Source organism: Pseudomonas sp. G1002 (assembly GCF_013385455.1).
Classification (GTDB): Bacteria; Pseudomonadota; Gammaproteobacteria; order Pseudomonadales; family Pseudomonadaceae; genus Aquipseudomonas.
On sequence record NZ_JACAPY010000007.1, the window covers coordinates 4,886 to 26,106 of the forward strand.

At 62.7% G+C, this 21,221-nt stretch carries 18 protein-coding genes; 11 read left to right on the forward strand and 7 right to left on the reverse strand.

Translation table 11 applies throughout. The annotated features are described in order from the left end of the window. Positions 1-183: 183 nt before the first annotated feature. Complete coding sequence (locus HX801_RS03835) at positions 184-1,275, forward strand: thiamine pyrophosphate-dependent enzyme (protein WP_177021623.1); 1,092 nt, start codon at positions 184-186, stop codon at positions 1,273-1,275. On the opposite strand, the gene HX801_RS03840 is transcribed toward HX801_RS03835, so the two are convergent. Then, positions 1,266-2,132: a helix-turn-helix transcriptional regulator gene (locus HX801_RS03840; protein WP_032899479.1), complete on the reverse strand. Its 867-nt coding sequence runs from the start codon at positions 2,130-2,132 to the stop codon at positions 1,266-1,268. The two genes, HX801_RS03835 and HX801_RS03840, sit on opposite strands and share 10 nt — an antisense overlap. A gap of 439 nt (positions 2,133-2,571) precedes the next feature. Between HX801_RS03840 and HX801_RS03845 the strand changes: the two genes are divergently transcribed. The 5 genes from HX801_RS03845 to HX801_RS03865 all read left to right on the forward strand — a co-directional run bounded on the left by HX801_RS03845 (position 2,572) and on the right by HX801_RS03865 (position 8,362). Beyond that, positions 2,572-3,738 (forward strand): Gfo/Idh/MocA family protein, encoded by a 1,167-nt coding sequence (locus HX801_RS03845; RefSeq protein ID WP_177021624.1) that lies wholly within the window; start codon positions 2,572-2,574, stop codon positions 3,736-3,738. Positions 3,739-3,802: 64 nt separating this feature from the next. Further along, entirely contained in the window at positions 3,803-4,834 is a 1,032-nt protein-coding gene (locus HX801_RS03850; RefSeq protein WP_177019765.1) for a glycoside hydrolase family 3 N-terminal domain-containing protein, read from the forward strand. Then, positions 4,821-5,861, forward strand: a complete 1,041-nt coding sequence (locus tag HX801_RS03855; protein ID WP_177021625.1) for a glycoside hydrolase family 3 N-terminal domain-containing protein — start codon at positions 4,821-4,823, stop codon at positions 5,859-5,861. Before HX801_RS03850 ends, HX801_RS03855 begins: the two co-directional genes overlap by 14 nt. Further along, positions 5,845-6,726, forward strand: coding sequence for a sugar phosphate isomerase/epimerase (locus HX801_RS03860; RefSeq protein WP_177021626.1), 882 nt, complete (start codon positions 5,845-5,847; stop codon positions 6,724-6,726). The genes HX801_RS03855 and HX801_RS03860 overlap by 17 nt, the downstream gene beginning before the upstream one ends. A gap of 49 nt (positions 6,727-6,775) precedes the next feature. Then, the gene (locus HX801_RS03865; RefSeq protein WP_177021627.1) at positions 6,776-8,362 is read left to right on the forward strand and encodes a GMC family oxidoreductase; all 1,587 of its coding nucleotides are present in this window, start codon (positions 6,776-6,778) and stop codon (positions 8,360-8,362) included. A gap of 312 nt (positions 8,363-8,674) precedes the next feature. Here HX801_RS03865 and HX801_RS03870 read toward each other — a convergent pair whose 3' ends face one another. The 4 genes from HX801_RS03870 to xylA all read right to left on the reverse strand — a co-directional run bounded on the left by HX801_RS03870 (position 8,675) and on the right by xylA (position 13,815). Continuing rightward, positions 8,675-9,811 (reverse strand): sugar ABC transporter permease, encoded by a 1,137-nt coding sequence (locus HX801_RS03870; protein WP_003219656.1) that lies wholly within the window; start codon positions 9,809-9,811, stop codon positions 8,675-8,677. After that, on the reverse strand, positions 9,812-11,371 hold the full coding sequence (gene xylG, locus HX801_RS03875; protein WP_177021628.1) for a D-xylose ABC transporter ATP-binding protein: 1,560 nt from the start codon (positions 11,369-11,371) through the stop codon (positions 9,812-9,814). 68 nt (positions 11,372-11,439) lie between these two features. After that, positions 11,440-12,441: a D-xylose ABC transporter substrate-binding protein gene (gene xylF, locus HX801_RS03880; protein ID WP_003219660.1), complete on the reverse strand. Its 1,002-nt coding sequence runs from the start codon at positions 12,439-12,441 to the stop codon at positions 11,440-11,442. Positions 12,442-12,498: 57 nt separating this feature from the next. Next, a complete protein-coding gene (gene xylA, locus HX801_RS03885; protein ID WP_177019763.1) occupies positions 12,499-13,815 on the reverse strand; it encodes a xylose isomerase in 1,317 nt (438 codons plus the stop codon). 153 nt (positions 13,816-13,968) lie between these two features. On the opposite strand from xylA, the gene HX801_RS03890 reads away from it, so the two are divergent. From HX801_RS03890 to HX801_RS03900, 3 genes are all read left to right on the forward strand, one after another. Continuing rightward, positions 13,969-15,180, forward strand: a complete 1,212-nt coding sequence (locus HX801_RS03890) for a DNA-binding transcriptional regulator (RefSeq protein WP_003219663.1) — start codon at positions 13,969-13,971, stop codon at positions 15,178-15,180. A gap of 54 nt (positions 15,181-15,234) precedes the next feature. Next, positions 15,235-17,385 (forward strand): phosphocholine-specific phospholipase C, encoded by a 2,151-nt coding sequence (locus tag HX801_RS03895; protein ID WP_177019762.1) that lies wholly within the window; start codon positions 15,235-15,237, stop codon positions 17,383-17,385. Between the two features lie 138 nt (positions 17,386-17,523). Next, positions 17,524-17,799: a hypothetical protein gene (locus tag HX801_RS03900; protein WP_008436022.1), complete on the forward strand. Its 276-nt coding sequence runs from the start codon at positions 17,524-17,526 to the stop codon at positions 17,797-17,799. Here HX801_RS03900 and HX801_RS03905 read toward each other — a convergent pair. Beyond that, positions 17,790-19,505, reverse strand: a complete 1,716-nt coding sequence (locus tag HX801_RS03905; RefSeq protein WP_177019761.1) for an amidase — start codon at positions 19,503-19,505, stop codon at positions 17,790-17,792. The two genes, HX801_RS03900 and HX801_RS03905, sit on opposite strands and share 10 nt — an antisense overlap. A gap of 152 nt (positions 19,506-19,657) precedes the next feature. Between HX801_RS03905 and HX801_RS03910 the strand changes: the two genes are divergently transcribed. Beyond that, positions 19,658-19,963: a putative quinol monooxygenase gene (locus HX801_RS03910; protein WP_003219672.1), complete on the forward strand. Its 306-nt coding sequence runs from the start codon at positions 19,658-19,660 to the stop codon at positions 19,961-19,963. A gap of 86 nt (positions 19,964-20,049) precedes the next feature. After that, positions 20,050-20,304, forward strand: a complete 255-nt coding sequence (locus tag HX801_RS03915; RefSeq protein ID WP_003219674.1) for a hypothetical protein — start codon at positions 20,050-20,052, stop codon at positions 20,302-20,304. A gap of 14 nt (positions 20,305-20,318) precedes the next feature. Here HX801_RS03915 and HX801_RS03920 read toward each other — a convergent pair whose 3' ends face one another. Beyond that, on the reverse strand, positions 20,319-21,119 hold the full coding sequence (locus tag HX801_RS03920) for an SDR family oxidoreductase (RefSeq protein WP_102369415.1): 801 nt from the start codon (positions 21,117-21,119) through the stop codon (positions 20,319-20,321). Positions 21,120-21,221 lie beyond the last annotated feature (102 nt).

Consider the following 21,221-nt stretch of genomic DNA (forward strand, 5'->3'; position numbering starts at 1 on the left):
TAGCTTTTGATTTGGCTTCTAACACTCAAGCCGGCCTGCAGGCCGCTGTGCTGTAGTGAGCCCCAATATCTGCGTCAATCTGCGTCTCTTTTACCCAAGGTGCGAAATTGAGCCCACCCCGCACCAGGCGAATACTCCAAGCCTGATCCCGGCCCAGACGCCGCGCATTCGCTGGAGTATCGAGTGAAATTCACAGGTGGCCAAATCATCGCCAAGGCACTCAAGGCCAACAGTGTCGACTACGTAGCCGGCCCCCCGGGCGACGGCGCCCGGGCCCTGGTGGAAGCGCTGCTGACCCCGGGCACCGACATCCCCTTTATCCACGTCATCCAGGCCCACAGCGCCGTGCACCTCGCCGACGGCTACTACCGTGCATGCGGTCGCCCCATGGCCGTCGTACTCACGGGCCCCCTGGGCATCCCCTCAGCCCTGGGAGCCCTCGCCACCGCGCACCAGGACGCCTGCGCGCTGCTGGTCATCAGTAACGCCCAGCCCGAAACGATAGCCGCCAACGTCATGAAAGATCACGCGACGGTTTCGACACTACAACAGCTACCCCAAGCCCTGCGCCAAGCCTTCGACACCATGCTGAGCGCCCATCCCGGCCCTGTCAGCCTGTCCATTGACGACGCCCTCCAAGGCGCCTCCACCAACGCCAGCCTGCCACCCGCCACCCTGCGTGCAGAACCCCAACCCACCCCGCGTAAAATCAGCGTACTGCGCGAAGGCCGCGCCTCACCCTCCGTGCTGGAAAACGACGCCATCCTCGTCTTCGGTAGCGGCCCCACCCAGCCCATGGCCCGCAAGATGTTCCCGATGCATTACCCCGGCAGGCACTTGTGCGCCGGCAACCCCGCCACCCTCGGCTGGGCCGTCCCGGCAGCGATCGGCGCCAAGCTCGCCATGCCCGCCCGCCAGGTGGTCTGTGCCGTGGGCAGCCGGGATTTCCTGCAGTCGATGCAAGAGATGGCCGTGTGCGTGATGCACAGCATTCCGGTGGTGTTCCTGGTCTTCAACAGCAACGGTGACGAAGCCCTGGGCGACGTACAGACGTCGCCCATCGAGCAGCACCGGGCCGGTGAATTCAACCTGCCGGATGGCAAACCCTATGCCCCGGACTTCGCCGGCATCGCCCGAAACTTCGGCCTTGAAGCCTGGCGCGTGGAACACGCGTCACAACTCAACGCGACCCTCGTCAAAGCCCTCAACAGCAAGGGCCCGTCGCTGGTTGAAATGATGACGGCACGCCAGCCCCTGCAGGTCCCTCAGTCCTGACCGCCCCATACGATGGTGGCGTTGTCGCCGGTCATGTATTCACGTACGTCCAGCGGGATCGACTGGTCGCTGGGCAACAGCACCGTTGCATTGCGCAAGTGGTGCTTGCGGATCTTGCCCTTGTCCACCAGTCCCAGCGCCATGCGCGTGGAGAAAGGCTGGCGGAACGAGGACGACGCCACACCCGTCACCAACCCATAGAGGAAACGGATCGGCCGACGATGCTGCGGCGTCAGGATCGAAAACGTCATTTCGTTACGTTGCTTGCCTTCGAAATCCACCATGAACAGGCGATCGCCCAGCAGCAGGCAGAACCCGTGGTAGGTGAATGAATAACCGATCTTGCCGCTGCCATCGCGCAGCGGAAAGCGCTCGACGGTGACGTACTGCACCATCGAGTCGGCGCGGTACAGGCAGGTGACCGAACGCAGGATCCGGCCCTTGTAGATCGATGAATTGTGGTAGCGGTAATACACCCCCAGATAGTCTTCGAGCACGTCAGCCGACTGCTTGGCCAGCGGCAGGAAATGATTGAACTGCTCCGAAGCCCGCAAGCCGGTCGGCAGTTCGTTTTCATAGCCTTCATAGAACTTCTTGAACTCGGCGGGCGGGCGGAAGAGGTCTTCGGCTTCCATCATGAAATAACGGCCGATCTTTTGCAGAATCTTCTGCGACGGCACGTGCTGGCCCACCAGGTACTTGTTGAACTGCTGGCGGTTCACATCAACTTTGCGGCACATGTCGGCCACCGACCGGCAGGACTCCACCAGCGTGCTCAGATTCTTTTGCACATTGGCCTGCAAGTCGCTGCGCGCCTGCTGTCGCTCGGGGTGGGAGGTGGCGGCGGCTAATGACAGGGGCGATGAATCCGGGCGGCTGGGCATTATTATCTCGATGTACTTGGCTGGGTTAAGGCGCCAGTTATTAAAGTTATAGCGCAGTTATCGAATAACCTTGGGCATAACCGTAATAACCGTTTAAGCGTTTGAAACTTCCGATCATTACCAAAGCATCTTTCATGCCGTTTGTTTAAGTTCAAACATGAAGTTTGAGCATAACTGAATGCGTCAGATTGTAAGCGCTTTTACTGAAGGTTCGGCGCCAGTGCGTTGTGGTTTTCACGGGTCAATCGTGACGGTGGCGGTCCGCCCAGTAACACATTCGATAGCGACGGGTAACACCCCGTGCTGCGCAGGAGTGCTTCAGTCCGCGTCAGGTATCGCCAAGGGTGCGAAATGGTGGAAACACCGGTCACCCCTGATACTCGGGCCAATGCTTTTTGCGGAGGATTGGGCGATGGCAAGGTTGACCGGCGACATTCCCGGAAAGAGGCGACTCAAGGTCGGCATGGTCGGCGGCGGGCAGGGCGCTTACTTCGCCAGTTACCACCGCGCCGCGATGCGCCTGTGTAATCGCTTCGATATCGTTGCCGGCGCTTTCTCTGCCGACGCGGATAAATGCCGCGAGGCGGGCGCAGCGCTCACTATTGAACCCGAACGTATCTACTTGTCGTTCGAGGACATGGCGGCCGCCGAGTCTCGCCGCCCCGACCCGATCGAGGCGGTGATTATCGTGACGCCCAACCACTTGCACTTCGAACCGTGCCGGTTGTTCCTGGAGGCGGGCATCCCGGTGATCTGCGACAAGCCCCTGGTCAACCACCCTGACGAAGCCCGGGAGCTGGCGAACCTTGCCGAGCGCCACGGGACATTTTTTGCGCTGACCTACACCTACCAGGGCTACCCGATGGTCAGGGACGCCCGCAGTCGAATCCAGGCCGGCGAGCTGGGTGAGCTGCGCTTCCTGTACGTCGAATACCTGCTGGAGTGGCTGGCCCCCGGCGTGTCCGGCTTGAGCAATAGCCTGGCGTGGCGCGGTGACCCGCAAAAGGCCGGCCCCACCGGCGCGCTGGGAGACGTCGGCACCCATGCCTTCAACCTGTTGGAGTTTCTGTCCGGGCAGCGCTGCACCCAGCTCAACGCCAAGTTGACCAGCGTGGTGCCGGGTTGGGGCCTGGACGATACCTGCGTGGTGCAACTGGAATTCGACGGCGGCGTGGATGGATTGTTGTGGGCCAGTTTCGCCGCGCCCGGGCATCGCAACGGCTTGCGCTTCAAGGTCGTCGGCAGCCTGGCTTCGCTCGAGTGGTGCCAGGAGTCACCGGAAACCCTGTTGTTCACGCCCACTGACGGTGCAGACCGCATCTATCGGCGAGGCCAGTCCGACAACAGGCCGCAGACGCTGACGTTCACCAGCTTGCCGGCGGGCAATACCGAAGGTTATCTGGAAGCGCTGGCCGTGCTGTACGCCGACTTCGCCGAGGCCCTGGACGCCGGGGCGCAATGGCGCACAGCGACCAGCGTCCCGTTGCCGGATATTCACGCAGGCGTGCGCGGGGTGTTGTTGTCCCAGGCCAGCCTCGAATCCCACCAGCAGCGGGCCTGGGTGCCTTTCCCGCGGTAATTGATTTCATGCGTGGCACCGCTGCGCATCCAACGACTCACCCAAACGCTGTTGAGGAAAAACAATGTCAAGCGAACTGCATCGCGCCGCGTATTCGGTACTGCTTCCCGCATTCGGGGATTTGCACCTGGACGACAATGTGCGCCGTTACCTGAGCCGTGGTGGTGTATCCCTGTTGCTCGGGGAAACCCGGGATGAATACGTGGGCCGAGGCATGAGCCCGGCGCGCAAGGCGGCCGAGTCCAAAGCCGATTTCATCAGTATCGTCAAGGAAGCCACGGCGCTGGCGGGCTCTGCGGTGCTGATCGCGGTAGACCAGGAACTCGGCGGAATCGAACGCCTGCACCAACTGGTCCCGGCGGTCGCCACCCGGGCGCAGCTCCAGGACCTCGGCGCCGAGGACCTCGAGCAACGTTGCTTCGAGATGGCCGCCGCGGCCCGCGGGCTGGGCGTGAATCTGTTCCTGGCGCCCATCGTGGACGTGGTCACCGGCGTCAATCCATGGCTGCACAACCGGCACCTGGGCGCGGATCCAGTGGAAGTCAGCCGAGTGTCCTGCGCGTTTATCCGCGGGGTGCAGCGCGCGGGTGTGATCGCCACTGCCAAGCACTTCCCCGGGCACTACATCACCGAGCACGATCCGGCCATTGCCGAAGCCACCGTGCCGGGGCCGCTGGAATTGCTGCATGACAATCTTGAAGTGTTCAAGCAGGTCATCGCCACCGGCGTAAAAGCCGTCATGCCTGGCCCGGCGGTGTTTCCTGCGATTGATGCGCAGCAGTCGGCGTCCACCTCGTCGAAGGTCATCGGCGTACTGCGTGACACCCTCGGCTTCGAAGGCCTGATCATTTCCGATGACCTGGACGCCGTGTCGATCCTGCGCGGCAACACCATCCCCGACACCGCCGTAGCCTCCCTGGTGGCCGGTGCGCACCTGTTGCTGGTGTCCAGCGAGTCAGGCCTGGACAGCATCGCCGAGGCGATTGTCGCCGCCGTCCACGAAGGCACCCTGGACCGCCAGGTTCTGTTGGACGCCGCTGCCAAGGTTCGTCAACTGGCAATCGCCACCCAGGAAACCAGCCATGAGCGCGAATGACCGCAAGGCCTACGGCGTACTGTTCCCGGTATTGCTGGACGTGCAGATGACGGATGACGTGCGTCGGTTCCTCGGCAATGGCGGGCGCAGCCTGTTGTTTGGCGAGACGGGAGAGGAATACGTCAGCGGAAAAATGAGCGCCAGCCGCCTGCAAACCGAAACCCTGGACATCTGGCAGCGTTTTACCGGCACGGCCACCGAACTGGGTGGGCCGCTGCTGCTGGCAGCCGATGCCGACATCTCCGCCGTGCACCGCTTGCAAGGGATGACCCCGGCGCTGCCGGAGCCCGATGTGGCCCGGGCGATGGATTGTGCGGCGCTGGAACAGGCGTGCTTCAAGGTCGCCACCGCCGCGCGGGCGACCGGGGTCAACCTGCTGCTGTCGCCGACGGCGGATGTGGTCGGCGGCCGTAATGTGTGGCTGGCGGGGCGCACGCTGTCGGGCGATGTCCACCAGACGGCGGCGATGGTCGGTGCCTATGTGCGCGGCGTGCGGCGGGCCGGGATGGCCAGCACCCTGAAGCACTTCCCCGGGCACCCGGTGCTGTTTCAGCAGCCGTCGACTGAAACGGCGGTGGTCAGCGAGTCCATGCAGCAACTGCGGGCCTTCTGGCCCGGGTTTCAGGCCGGGATCGACGCTGGCGCCGATGCGGTGATGATGGGCCCGGCGATATTCGCCGCATGCACACCGCCCACGGCAGCCTCGGTGTCGCCTGAATTGATCGGCGTGTTGCGCCAGGAGTTGGGCTTCAAGGGGCTGGTCATGACCATCGACCTCGATCACCGCTCAATCATCGGCCAGATGTCCCTCGGCGAGGTCGCAGTGGCCGCGCTGAATGCCGGGGCCGACTTATTACTGATTTCCGCAAAGGCTATGCCCCACGTGCCGCAGATCGTTCGGGCGATTGTCGCCGCCGTCGCCGAGGGCCTCTTGCCCCAAGCACGGCTGGACGCCGCGGCGTTGGCCGTTGGTGCCTTGGCTGATCGCTGTTCAACCGTAGGAGCGCCATATGGCAACCCAAAATAACGTCCTCGCCCTGCATTCCACCGTTGCGAAACACTCGACCCTGGCGATGGATATCGACATAGCCCGGACGCTGGGTTTTGACGCGCTGGAGATCAACAGCGGCAAGCTGGAGGCGTATCTGCAGGCCGGCTATTGCGAGTCAGAGCTTCAAGCACTGCTCAACGACGTGCCTGTCACCGGCATCGGCTACCTGCGGGATATCGAACGCCAGGGCGCCGAGCGCGAGGACCTGTTCAAGGAAGCCCGGCGGCTATTTGAGCTGGCCAATCTGGTGGGCGCCAAAGGCGTGCAAGTCCTCACCGGTCCGATCAATGTACAGGCGGTGATTGATTTTCAGGCGACCGGCAAGAGCCTGCATTACTCAGGCTTGCTGGGCCTGGATCAAGCCGAACAGTACGCCCGCACGGCAAGCAACCTGGCGGAGTTGGCCGATGTGGCCCGGCAATACGGTCTGCTGCTCTACCTCGAAGCCTTGTCCTGGACGCCGCTCAACACCCTGGATCACCAACTGCAGCTGATTGAGCGCACCGGGCGCAGCAACGTGAAGATGGTGATCGACTATTGGCATTGCTTTACCAGCGGCGTGACCCCTGCGGACGTCGCCCGGCTCGACAAGGACGTGATCTACGGCGTGCATGTCTGCGACTCACTGGCCTTCGAAGGCGGTATCCCGAATGAGGAGGTGCTGCGCGATGTGCCCACCGGCAGCGGCGTGCTCGACCTGGTCGAGTGGACCGCCGCGGTAAAGGCCACCGGGTACGCCGGGTGGTGGAGTTGTGAGTTGTTCTGCAAAAAACAGCAGCAGCAAAACAGCTACGCCGTCGCCCAACAATTGAAGACGCTGTTAACCGGCCTGGTCGGTTGATAACGCGCGTTTCGACACTGGCTGAATACTAAAAAGATCTGAGGTTGTCATGGTGGATTTCATCGTAATCGGGGGCGGCTCCACGGGCTGCACAGTCGCATCGCGCCTGAGTGAGGATGCGGGAGCGTCGGTGGTGCTGTTCGAGGAAGGCCCGCGGGATCGCAGCCCTTACATCCATATTCCCGGCGCCTACTACAAGACCGCCCAGGGCCCGCTGCTCAAGCGTTATGCGTGGGAGCCGACCGAGGACCAGCACCGCAGCGAAACGCCGACCATGGTCCAGGCCAGCGTGCTCGGGGGCGGCAGCTCGGTGAATGCGATGATTTATATCCGTGGCGTGCCTGCCGACTACGACGGTTGGGCCGAACAGGGCGCCGCCGGGTGGTCGTATAAAGACGTGTTGCCGTACTTCAAAAAGGCCGAGGACAACGAGCGGTTCTGCAACGAGGTGCACGGTGTCGGCGGGCCGTTGGGGGTGTCGGACCCGATCAATATCCATCCCTTGACCAAAGTCTGGCTGCGGGCCTGCCAGCAGTTTGGATTGCCCTATAACGAAGACTTCAACTCAGGCCAGCCCGAGGGCTGCGGGCTGTACCAGATCACCGCCAAAAACGGCTTTCGCAGCAGTGCCGCCGTGGCCTACCTGGCGCCGGCCAAGTCGCGCAAGAACCTGACGGTGAAGACCGGCTGCCGGGTGCTGCGTATCCTGATGCAGGGCAACAAGGCCGTCGGCATCGAATACCTGGAGAAGGGCGTGCGCCAGGTGATGCACGCCGACAAGGAAATCATCCTGTCCTGCGGCGCCATCAACTCACCCCGGTTGCTGATGTTGTCGGGGATCGGGCCCGCTGAGCAGCTGGAAAAACACGGGATCAAAGTGGTTCAGGATTCGCCCGGTGTGGGGCAGAACCTGCAGGACCATATCGAAATCTCACTGGTGTATGAGCTGACTGGCCCCCACAGCTACGACAAGTACAAAAAACCGTGGTGGAAGCTTATGGCGGGGTTGCAGTACGCGTTGTTCCGGCAAGGCCCGGCGGCGTCCAACCTGATTGAAGGCGGGGCGTTCTGGTGGGGCGACAAGACGGCGGTGCACCCGGATATCCAGTATTTCATGGTGGTGGGCGCGGGCATCGAAGAGGGTGTGGATTCGGTGCCCGGCGGCAATGGCTGCACGTTGAACCTGGGGCAGATACGGCCAAGGTCCAGGGGCTATGTGGAGCTTTACTCCGCCGACCCGATGTCCCCGCCGCGCATCGTGCCCAACTACTTTTCCGATCCGTACGACATTGAAAGCCTGGTGGACGGTTGCCTTGTGGGCGAACAGATCATGGCCCAGGCGGCCTTCAAACCCTACGTGGCTCGTCGGCATGTACCGGAACCCACCGTGCGCTCGCGCGAAGCGATGAAGCGGTTTTGCCATCAGGAAGCCCACGCCGCACTGCATCCATCCGGCACCTGTCGCATGGGGGTGGATGAGCGGGCAGTGGTGGGGCCGGACCTCAAGGTGCATGGCATCGAAGGGCTGCGGGTGGCCGATGCGTCGATCATGCCGACCCTGATTTCAGGCAACCCCAACTCGGTGTGCATCATGATCGGCGAAAAAGCTGCCGACATGATCCGGACCGCCCGATAGGGTTGCCCGGGCGGTAACACCGGCCTCTTTTTGGGGCAGGCTCAGGCGCCGATCAACCACAGCGCGAAACAGCTGCCGAGGGCCAGCAGCCCAAGGGCGATGCCAAGCTTTGCCTGCAGTTCAAGGGGCATTGCCCTTGGGTCCTGATGTTTGTCCATGGAATCAACGGACTGTACGCGGCCGTTGATCATCTGAGCGGTTGCAAAGAACAAACTGTGCATGGCATGTGCCTCGTGGGTCGTTTCTGCTCAAGTCGAGGCCGATATCGGCCGCCTGCTGGTCAAGAGCAAGCTCCATGCCATTGCCCCAACCTCAACGACGCCCCGTCCGTGTACTCACATCCACCCACACCGCCAGCACCAGGATGCTGCCCTTGACGATCATCTGCCAGTAGCTGTCCACGTCGAGCATCGACATGCCGTTGTCCAGGCTGCTGATCACCAGTGCGCCGAGCAGGGCGCCGTACACGGTGCCCGAACCGCCGCGCATCGATGTACCGCCGATAAAGCACGCCGCGATAGCATCCAGTTCGCCCATGTTGCCCGCCGAGGGTGAACCGGCCGCCAGGCGCGCGGTGTTGACCAGCCCGGCGAGGGCGCACATCACGCCCATGATCCCGAAGATCCACAGTTTGACCGCCTGCACGTTGATCCCCGACAGGCGTGTGGCTTCCATGTTGCTGCCCACCGAGTAGATGCGCCGGCCAAAGACGGTCTGGCTGGTGACGTAGCTGAACACCCCCAGCAGCACCAGAAGCAGCAGCACCGGCACGGGAATGCCGTCGTAGCTGTTGAGGGTGTAGACGAAGCCGGCCAGCACGAAACCGATCAACACCACGCGCACGCTGTCGCGCAGCATCGACGGCAGCGCCAAGCCGTGCAGGGCGCGGTTGTGGCGTTGGCGCCAGGTCAGGAATATCGCCAGCCCGAACAGCAGCACGCCGAGAATCACCCCGACCACCGTCGGCAGGTAACCCTGGCCGATGTACACCAGTTGTGGCGAAACCGGTGCAATCGTGGTGCCGCCGGTAATGCCCAGCAGCACCCCGCGAAACGCGAGCATGCCGCCCAGGCCGACGATGAAGGAGGGGATGCGCAGGTACGCGGTCATGTAGCCGTTGCCCAGGCCAATCAGCAAGCCACAGAGGGCGACGATGGCCAGGTTCAGCGGCAGGGGAATGTGATAAACCACATCCAGGATCGCCGCGACGCCGCCGAGCAAACCGAGCATCGAGCCCACCGACAGGTCGATCTCGCCGCTGATGATCACCAGCACCATGCCGCAGGCCAGGATGCCGGTAATGGACATCTGCCGCAGCAGGTTCGACAGGTTGCGCGGGGTCAGGAAACCGCCTTCGGTCTGCCAGCTGAAAAACACCCAGATCAGCACCACGGCGATCAACAGGGCGAGCATTTTGTAGCGGGTGAAGAGCTGTTTGACCTGGTTCATTTACGCGGACTTCCGATCATTATTATTGTCATGCCCGTTCGGTTGGCTGAGGGCGGCGGCGAGCACCTGTTCCTGGGTCAGGCCCTGGTTGATGAAGTCGCCGCGCAACTGGCCCTCGCCGATCACCAGCACCCGGTCGGAGACCCCCAGCACCTCGGCCAGCTCCGAAGACACCATGATGATCGACACGCCTTCGGCCGCCAGCGCGCCCATCAATTTGTAGATTTCATATTTGGCGCCCACGTCCACGCCACGGGTCGGTTCGTCGAGGATCAGCACCCGGGGTTTGGTCAGGAGCATCTTGGCCAATACGGCCTTCTGCTGGTTGCCGCCGGACAGGCTGGTGATCGGCAGGAACGGGTTCGCCGTCTTCAGGCGCATGCGCTTGATTTCCTGCTCGATGCTGCCCAGTTCCGCCTCGGCATCGATGCGCGTCAGGTGCGAGAAACGGTCCAGCACCGCCAGGGTGATGTTTTGCCCAACGCCCAGGTCCGGGACGATGCCCTGGCGCTTGCGGTCTTCCGGGACCATGCACAGCCCGGCGCGAATCGACTTCAGCGGCGTGCGTGTATCAATGGGCTTGCCATCCAGCCACACCTCGCCTTGGTAGCGCCCGGGGTAGCTGCCGAACAGCGCCGACACCAGTTCCGTGCGGCCGGCGCCCACCAGCCCGGCGATGCCGAGGATTTCGCCACGGCGCAGGCTGAACGAAACATTGTCCACCCGCTTGCGGCCCGGGTTGTCGACGTCGTAGCAGGTGACGTTGCGCGCCTCGAACAGCACCTCGCCGACCGCATGGGGTTCGGTGGGGTAGAGGTTGCTCATCTCACGGCCGACCATCTGCGTGATGATGCGCGACACGTCCATCTCGGCCATGGCCGTGGTCGCGATGTGTTTGCCGTCGCGGATCACCGCGATGGTGTCGCAGATGGCCGAGACCTCATCGAGCTTGTGGGAGATGTACACGCAGGCGACGCCCTTGGCCTTGAGCCCACGGATGATGTCCAGCAGCACCTCGATTTCCGAGCGGGTCAGCGCCGAGGAGGGTTCGTCGAGGATCAGCAGGCGCGCCTGCTTGTTCAGGGCCTTGGCGATTTCCACCAGTTGCTGGTAGCCGCCGCCGTATTGCGAAACGGGCAGGGCGACGTTCATGTCCGGCACTTTCAGCTCGCGCATCAGGGCTTCGGCACGGTGCATCATGGCGGGGTAGTTCATGCGCCCGCCGGGCAGTGTCAGCTCGTGGCCCATGAAGATGTTTTCGGCCACCGAGAGGTCGGGTACCAGCGTCAATTCCTGATGGATGATCACGATGCCGCAGGCTTCGGTTTCGGCGATGGAGTGGGCGCGCAACGGCTGGCCGTCCCAAAGGATTTCGCCGTCCCAGGTGCCATGGGGATACACCGCCGACAGCACTTTCATCAGGGTCGATTTGCCGGCGCCGTTCTCGCCGCACAACCCTACGCATTCCCCGGGTTTTACCTTGATGTCGATGCCATTCAGGGCTTTGACGCCACCGAAGGTCTTGACGATGTTGTTCATTTCCAGCAGGTAGTCGGACATGGCGGGCACTCATTCCACAGCGAAAAGGCAGGAGCGGCCTCAAGCCGCCCCTGCAGTGAGCCGTACGCTTACTGCCCGGCGATTTGCGCTTTGGTGTAGAACCCGTCTTCTTCCAGCACGTTGACGTTGTCCTTGGTCAACGCGGTCGGCTTGAGCAGGATGCTCGACACCTGTTTGCTGCCGTTGTCGTACTGCGAGTTGTAGGCCGGTTTCTCGTCACGCACCAGTTGCACCGAGAGCTTGGCCGCCTCGGACGCCAGCAGCTTCAGGGGCTTGTAGACGGTCATGGTCTGGGTGCCGGCGATCACGCGCTTGATCGCGGCCAGGTCGGCATCCTGGCCCGAGACCGGCACCTTGCCCGCGAGTTTTTGTGCCGCCAGGGCCTGGATCGCGCCGCCGGCGGTGGCGTCGTTGGAGGCGACGATGCCGTCGATCTTGTTGCTGTTGGCGGTCAGGGCGTTTTCGACAATGCTCAGGGCTTCTGTGGGGTTCCATTCCTTGACCCATTGCTGGCCGACAATCTTGATGTCGCCCTTGTCGATCGAAGGCTGCAGCACCTTCATCTGGCCCTGGCGCAGGATCTTCGCGTTGTTGTCGGTAGGTGCGCCGCCGAGCAGGAAGTAATTGCCTTTAGGCTGCGCGTTCAACACGCCCTGGGCCTGCATCTCGCCGACCTTTTCGTTATCGAAGGAGATGTAGGCGTCGATATCGGCATTCAAAATCAGCCGGTCGTAGGACAGCACTTTCACCCCGGCTTTCTTGGCCTCGGCCACCACGTTGTTCAGCACCGTGGCATTGAACGGCACGATCACAATCACGTCGACGCCCCGGGAGATCAGGTTTTCGATCTGCGAGATCTGCCGCTGTTCGTTGGCGTCTGCCGATTGCACATAGACCTTGGCGCCCAACTGCTCGGCGGCGGCGGTGAAATAATCGCGGTCGCGGGCCCAGCGTTCAAGGCGCAGGTCGTCGATGGAAAAGCCGATTTTCGGATGGGCCGCGTCGGCCATGACCGAATTGGAAAGCAGTGCCAGAACGCTGGTGAGCAAGACAGTTTTCAGGTGTTTCATGATGGTGAGTCCCTTTTATTGTTGTTTAGACGCACTGCTGGACCTGGAGCGTAGCGGTCATGGGTAGATAAAGCGATTCACTACGCCTTCGAGCATCTCCTGGCGGCCACTCACGGCTTGTGGGTTCAGTTGGTGGCTGAAGGCATGCTCGGCCAGCGACGCCAGGCTGAAGTCGCCGCCAAGCACGGCACGCCCGAAGGATTGGTCCCAGCCGGCATACCGCTGGGCCTTGAATTGTTCGAGGGCGTCGTTCTGCACCATGGCGGCGGCACGTTCCAGGGACAGCGCCAGCACGTCCATTGCGGCCACGTGGCCATGGAACAGGTCCACTTCGTCGAGGCTTTGGCGGCGTACCTTGGAGTCGAAGTTGTAGCCACCTCCCTTGAAGCCACCGGCCTTGAGTACCTCGTAGGTGACCAGGGTCAGCTCCTCGACGCTGTTGGGGAACTGGTCGGTGTCCCAGCCGTTCTGCGGGTCGCCACGGTTGGCGTCGATGCTGCCGAAAATGCCCAGGGACGCGGCGGTGGCGATCTCATGGTGAAAACTGTGGCCGGCGAGGGTGGCGTGGTTGGCCTCGATGTTGACCTTGATCTCTTTCTCCAGGCCGAACTGATGCAGGAAGCCAAACACGGTGGCGCTGTCGTAGTCGTATTGGTGCTTGGTGGGCTCCTGTGGCTTGGGCTCGATAAACAGCTCGCCGGTGAAGCCGATCTTGTATTTGTGCTCGACCACCATGCGCATGAACCGCCCGAGTTGCTCGCGCTCGCGCTTGAGGTCGGTATTTAGCAGGGTCTCGTAGCCTTCGCGGCCGCCCCACAACACATAGCTGGAGCCCTTGAGACGGTGGGTGGCATTCATCGCGCTGAACACCTGGGCCGCCGCATAGGCAAACACTTCCGGGTTCGGGTTACTGGCGGCGCCGGCGGCAAAGCGCGGGTTGCTGAAGCAGTTGGCAGTGCCCCACAGCAGCCGAATACCGGTCTGTTCCTGATGGCCTTCGAGCTGGTCGACCATCCGCGCAAAGTTGTCGCGGTACTCCGCCAGGCTTGCGCCTTCGGGGGCCACGTCGGTGTCGTGGAAGCTGTAGTAGTCGATGCTTAGCTTGGAGAAAAACTCGAACGCCGCTTCGGCCTTGCCGCGTGCCACTTGCAGGGCTTCCCCCGGTTGCTGCCAGGGCCGCTGGAAGGTGCCGGAGCCAAACATGTCACTGCCGGGCCAGACAAAGTTGTGCCAGTAACACGCGGCCATCCGCAGGTGCTCGCGCATCGGTTTGCCGAGGATCAGCTTGTTTGCATCGTAGTGCCGGAAGGCCAGGGGAGAGTCGCTATCGGGGCCTTCATAGAGGATTTTTTCGACCGCGGGAAAGTAGGGCATCGCCAGATCCTTGTTGTTATGAGTGCACGTTAACCTTGCCTCGATACTAGCAACGGCCCCCGGCCAACCGATTATGAAAATCACCAGAGCGGGGTTCGATTTTGAGTGGTTTTACGCGCATAGTGGCTCGACATATCGCATGGAGCCGCCCCTGTGAAAACTGTCCCGCCTGTGCACCGGATTGCCCTGCTGTTCAATGGCAACAAGATCTACGATCGCGGCATCATCACCGGGATCGGCAACTACCTGAGCAGTACGCGGGTGTCGTGGGATCTGTTCCTGGAAGAGGACTTCGTCTGCCGGCTCAAGGGTATCGAGCGCTGGCATGGCGACGGGATCATTGCCGACTTCGACGACCCGGCGATGGGCCCCGCGTTGGCGGGTGTGCATGTGCCGGTGGTGGCGGTGGGCGGGTCTTATGAGGATGAGCGGGCTTACCCACGGCATACTCCGTATGTGGCCACTGACAATTTTGCTTTGATCAAGCTGGCCTATGAACACCTGATCGAAGCCGGGCTGACGCGCTTTGCCTGTTTCAGCCTGCCTGAAGCCGATATCAACCGTTGGGCCCAGGAGCGCGAAAAAGCCTTCCGCCGCCTGCTGGAGCGCGATGGCTTGCCGGTGGAGGTGTATCGCGGGCTCGGCACCAGCGCGCCGCTGTGGGACTCGGCGGTGGAGCAACAAATTGCCTGGTTGCACAGCCTGCCCAAACCCATCGGCATCATCGCGGTCAGCGACGCCCGTGCCCGCCAGTTGCTGCAGGCCTGCCTCACCGCCGGCATCCCGGTGCCGGAGCAAGTGGCACTGATCGGCATCGACAACGACCCCTTGACCCGCACCCTGACCCGCGTGCCGCTGAGCTCGGTGATCCAGGGCACTGAAAAAATGGGCCGCACCGCCGCGCGCCTGCTGCACCAGATGCTGCACGGCATGCCTTCGGCAGGCAGCCAGATCCTGGTGCCGCCGGAAGCGGTCAACGTGCAGACCTCAAGCCTGCACCAACCCCTCGGCCATCCCTACGTGATGCAGGCGCTGCATTTCATTCGCCAGTACGCCTGCCAGGGCATCAAGACCGCCCAGGTCGCCAACTACGTCGGCGTGTCGCGGTCGTCCCTGGAAGCGCATTTTCGCAGTGAACTGAACCGCAGCGTCCACGATGAAATCCTGCGCTTCAAACTCGCGGCTGCGGTTTCCAGCCTGGAAAATACCAGGGCCGCGATTGCGGATATTGCCTATGACTGCGGGTTCAAATCCGCCCAGTACCTGCACACGGTGTTCAAGCGCGAGTTCGGGTGTACGCCGAGGGAGTACCAGGTGGGGCAGGTCGAGCGCGATTCGAGCGATGTCATTTCTTTGTCGCCTTGAGTCCCTATTTTGTCCTGAGCTTCGCTCCAGAACTTCAAGGGATTGAATCGTCTTATGCCGACTCTTACACGCAGAACGTTGTTGCAAGCAGCTGCCATCGGATCCGCCTACACCCTGTTGCCCGACTCCATTCGCCAGGCCCTGGCGATCCCCGCCAACAACCGCACCGGCACCCTCATGGACGTCGAACATGTGGTGATCCTGATGCAGGAAAACCGCTCCTTCGATCACTACTTCGGCACCTTGCCGGGTGTGCGCGGGTTCAGTGACCGCTTCACCATTCCACTGCCGGGCGGGCACCGGGTGTGGGAGCAGCAGGGCGTTGGGCGGCGGATCCTGCCCTATCACCTGGACAGCTCCCGTGGCAACGCGCAGCGGGTCAGCGGCACGCCGCATTCCTGGGTCGACGAGCACGCCGCCTGGAGCAGCGGCCGGATGAACGCCTGGCCAACGTTCAAGACACCCACCTCGATGGGTTACTACCGTGAGCAGGAAGTGCCGTTCCAGTTCGCCCTGGCCAACACCTTTACCCTGTGCGACGCCTACCACTGTTCGGTACACGCAGGTACCAATCCCAATCGGCTGTTCCACTGGACCGGCACCAACGGCCCGACCGGTGCAAATGTGGCGGCGGTGGTCAACGAATGGGACGGCCCCGGCGCGGTGGGCGTGGGCTACACCTGGAAAACCTATCCCGAGCGCCTGGAAGAAGCGGGTGTGAGCTGGAAGGTTTACCAGTACCTGCCGGATAACTTTGGCGACAACCCCTTGGCCGGGTTTCGCCAGTTTCGTGCGGCCAGCGTCGCGGCCGGCAACCCCGCCGTGCCACCGAAAGACTTCAAGGATTTTGTGCCCTACAGCGATCAATTGAACGCCCGCGTGCCGTTGTACAAAGGCAATGGCAACACCCTGCCGGCGGTCAGCGGCAGCGACCTGGAATCGATCATCCAGGGCTTTCGCAAGGACGTGAACGACGGGCGCCTGCCACAGGTGAGCTGGCTGGTGGCGCCGGCCGATTACTCCGAACACCCCGGGCCTTCCAGCCCGGTGCAAGGCGGCTGGTTCACCCAGGAAATCCTCAAGGCACTGACCGCCAACCCGGACGTGTGGAGCAAGACCGTGCTGCTGGTCAACTACGATGAAAACGACGGTTTCTTCGACCACGTGCCGTCGCCGTCAGCCCCGTCCAAACGCCTGGATGGCAGCTTTGCCGGCAAGTCCACGGTGAAGTTCGACAGCGAGATTTTTACCCACCCGGCACCGCCCGGCTCTAGCCAGCAACCCGCGCCGGACGGCGGGGTGTACGGCCCCGGGCCGCGAGTGCCAATGCTGGTGCTGTCGCCGTGGAGCCGTGGTGGCTGGGTCAATTCCCAGGCGTTTGATCACACCTCCGTGCTGCAATTTCTGGAGAAGCGTTTCCACGTGCGCGAACCCAATATCAGCGCCTGGCGCCGGGCGGTGTGCGGCGACCTCACCTCGGCCTTCAACTTCGTCAACCCCAACACCGAGACCCTGCCGCCGCTGCACACCATCAGCCGCCAGGCCGCCGACTCCCTGCGTCAACGCCAGGAGCAACTGCCCCAGGTCGCCCTGCCGACGGTGGGCCAGCAACAGGCGCCGTTCCAGGCGCGAATGGCGCGGCCATCCCGGGCGCTGCCGTACCAGTTGAACGTTGAAGGCTCGGTTGACCGTCGCGCCAGTTCGGTGAGCCTGGACTTCTTCAACAATGGCGAACAGGGCGTGGTCTTCCACGTCTACGACCGCCTGCACCTGGACGAGGTACCGCGCCGCTACACGGTGGAAGCCGGCAAGCACCTCAGTGACACCTGGCAAGTCGCGGGTGCCTACAAGCTTTGGCTGTTGGGACCGAATGGGTTCCACCGTTCGTTCAAGGGGCACCTGCAGCGTCGCGAGCCGGAGTTATCCCTGGCGTATCACGGTGACACCTTGCTGCTGACCCTGGTCAACCCTGGCAAGCGTGCGGCCTCAATCACCATCGAGCGTTGCCCTTACACCAGGCAGGGGCCGTGGCTGCTCGAGATTGCGGGCGGCGGTCGTGTGCAGCGCACGTTCTCCTGCCAGCCCAATGGAGGCTGGTATGACTTCAAGCTACGCGACGAGCATGGTTGGGTGCGGCGGGTGGCGGGGCGAATCGAGACGGGGGCGCATAGCATCAGTGATCCGTTGATGGGCAAGCGTGGGTAAAGGCTGTTGATCTGCGGGGTGATTTCGTGGGCTTTTTCCCTGTTTTGTGTAGGAGCAGGGCTTTCTCCCCATGCAGCGCTTGAAACGCCACCCCTCTGGGCCATAGCCTCACGCTTTTCCTGACACTGAGGCCCGGCATTGGGTAAGCGAAAAACGGTTTGGCCCACGGAGCGGGAAGTTCGACTGCGCTTTATCCTGCTGGCAATCATTGAAACGGCCTGTATTCGAGGCGTTCCCATCGAACGCCTGCTGCTTTCATACATACTGTTGCGCAACAAGCCGACCCAGGAGCAACTTTGGGAGGCCATCAGCGATTGCCTGCTCCTCGATGAGATGCGTGGCTTTCGATTTGAACCCGGGTCGGAAGCCGATCGGTTGATGCGCAAGATCAGCAGCGAAATCAATCAGTCCTGACGAGCCACCAGCGCCGGCGTGCGCGGCGGCACCAGGCGCTTGCTGCCCGTCGACTCATAGGCCGATGCCAATCGCAGCAGCGCCGAATCGTCATACGCCCGGCCGGCAAATGTCAGCCCCACCGGCATGCCGATGTCGGCCATGACGCCCATGGGCACCGTCACTGTCGGCACGCCCAAATGGCGGATGGCGAGGTTGCCGTTGGCGACCCACACTCCGTTGCTCCAGGCGATATCCGCCGACGCGGGATTCACATCCGCATCCGCCGGACCTACGTCGGCGACTGTCGGAAAAATCACCGCATCCAGCCCCAGGTTATCCATCCAGTCTTCAAGGTCGATGCGTCGTGTCTGTTCCAGGCCGCGCAGGCCGTCGGGCACGGTGCTGATCCTGTCCCACGGCGTGATGCCGCGCTCGGCCATACGCACGTATTCGTCCATGCCGGCGGCCAGGTCGTCTTCGCGGTTGGGCAGGGTGCCGGGGTCGTGGGGGAAGATCTTCGGGCCGTCGACATCCGCCAGGCGGTTCAGCGCAGGGTCGCCATTGGCCCGCAGGAAATCATCGAACGCCCAGGCCGACAGTTCCCACAATTCATCGTGGAGGAATTCCTTGGACACCAGGCCTCGGGTAAACACTTTCGGTGCGCCCGGGCGATCGCCTTCGCAATTGGAGACCAGCGGGAAATCCACCTCGACCACTTCTGCGCCGGCGGCTTCAAGTGCCTTGCGCGCAGCTTCCCAGAGCTCGATCACCGAGGCCCGGGTTTTGATTGGCTGGCCAGTAGGGCCGCCGATTCCCGGGGCGTCGCTGGTGCCTGCCTCGGGGTCGGCGTTGATGTACATGCGCGGCACGCCGAAGCGTTTGCCGGCGAGTGCATCGCCGGTCGCGGCCAGGTCTGCGTAGGATTGCGGGCGTACCGAGGCGACGCCGGGGATCGGCACCCAGGGTTGCATCCGCCACAGGTCGCCGCGTGTGTCGGGGTCTTCTGCGACCACGACGTCGAGCACTTCAAGCAGGTCGGCCATGGTCCGGGCGTAAGGCACGACCACGTCCATGGTCGGGGTCAGCGGCCAGTTGCCGCGCACCGAGATCACGCCACGGGACGGGGTGTAGGCACACAGGCCATTGTTGGACGCCGGGCCGCGCCCGCTGGACCAGGTTTCTTCCGCCAGGCCAAACGCCGCGAAGCTCGCCGCAGTGGCCGTGCCGGCGCCGTTGGAGGAGCCCGAGGCGAACGGTGCGGTGAGGTAGTCGGGGTTGTACGGGCTCTCGGCCCGGCCATACACGCCGCGCTGCATGCCGCCGTTGGCCATCGGCGGCATGTTGGTCTTGCCCAGGCAAATGGCGCCTGTTGCCCGCAGTCGCTCGATGGTGAACGCATCGCGGTAGGCAACCAGGTTCGCGAAAGCCGGGCTGCCGGAAGCGGCGGTGAGGCCCTTGACCAGGTAGCTGTCCTTGGCTGTGTAGGGAATGCCGTCGAGCGGGCCCAGGGTTGTGCCGCTGGCCCGGCGTGCGTCGGATGCGCGGGCTTCCTCCAGCGCTTGCGGGTTGCGCACCACCACCGCGTTGAGCGCGGTGGCAGTCGTGGGGACGTCGTAGGCGTCGATCCTGGCGAGGTAAGCCTCGACCAGTTCAACCGCCGTGGTCTGGCCGGATTCGAGCGCAGTGCGCAGCTGGGCAATGGAAACTTCGGTTACTTCGATCACGTGGTTATCGCCGGGTGCAGAAAAGGGGGAGGGCTTGAGTGCTGACTCAATCCAATCAGTGAAAGTAGCTTACTGATAGATTTTTCATAGCGCCAGAGAATGGCATCCCTTACTGTGGCGCCTCAATTTCCTTATCGATAACGGTGCTGTTTATGTCCGATGAAGTGCGGCTTGTCGTCATCATCAATACCCAGCCTGGCCGGGGTGCGGACCAGTTGGCGGCCTTTGCCGGGCTCGCTCCGCTGGTCCGGGCCGAAGCCGGTTGTATCCAGTACGACCTGCATCCGGTCGAGGGCAACAGCGACAGTTTTGTGTTGATCGAGACGTGGGCTTCAAAGGCGGCGCTCAAGGATCACCACGCAGCGCCGCACATGCTGGAAGCCGCGAAGCACAACCCGACATTCCGTGCGGGCCCCTCCAACGTATTGGTGCTGGAACCTGCCGTCCAGGCACGTTGACTTCAACCCGGCAGCTCAAGGGTTTATCATTGCCCCTTCATTTTTTGCTGCCCGGAAAGATTTCGATGTTGTTTACAAGGACTGTCATGGCGAGCGCACTGCTCGCCGTTCTGGCCACCCAGGCCCACGCGTCCAGCCTGGACCTGACCTACGAGGCACCTGTCCTCAGCGCTGTACCGCTCACGCCGCAGGCTGAGCCCAAACCGCGCTTTCCGGTCAAAAGCCTTGCGCCGGTGACCGTGGAAAACAGCTGCACCGGCCGCGAGTGCACCTACGAAGGCGACATCAGCCTGCCCCGTGAGGAGCAGACTGTGCGGCGTATTTCCATCGGTATTCAATAAAGCCGGCTGGCGCCTCAGACGATCCCATACCGGGGCGCCGGCTTGCCTGTTTGCGTGGCCGCAAACAACGCACCACGCGCCGCATCATAGGTCTCCCACAACGAACCATCGGCCACCGACGGCCAGGTGATCGTCTCACCCTGATCCAGCCCGGCCAGTGCCGCGTCCACCAGGTTTTCGGTGGTCATGACCGACTCCTGTTCCAGGGCGGAAAGCGGAATGCCCGACGCGTCCCAGATCTCGGTAGCGGTGGCTGCCGGCAACACGATCTGCACCTTCACCCCGGTTTCCGCCAGTTCCGATTGCAAGCCACGGCTGAATGCCAGGACATAGCTCTTGGTGCCGCTGTACACCGAGCTGACCGGCAGCGAGTGCACGCCCAACACCGATGCCACGTTGATGATCAAACCTTCATTGCGCACCAGCATGCCCGGCAGCGCCGCGTGGGTCAGGCGGGTGAGGGCGGTGATGTTCAGGGCGATCTGGGTCGTGGAATCCTCGACCGAGGATTGAGCCAGCGGATGCAGGCGGGCCAGGCCGGCGTTATTCACCAGCACCTGGATCGCCGGGTTGCCGGCGAGCAGGCTTTCAACACGGGCCAGGTCCGCGGGGTTTACCAGGTCGGCGCCGATGGTCTGGACCTGGCGCCCGTAGGCTTGAGTGATCTTCGCCGCCAGGGCTTCGAGGCGGTCTTCACGACGGGCGACCAGGATCAAGTCGTAGCCACGGGCTGCCAATCGGTCGGCATACACAGCGCCAATACCTGAAGAAGCACCCGTGATCAGGGCAATTTTTGTGGAAGCAGGGATCGACATGAACGGCTCCAATAGATGAGTACTCAACCAATATTGTTGAGGGCTCAAGTTATAGGCTTGGCGTTTGTCCTTGTCAATGGTTTAGTACTCAATCATTCTACC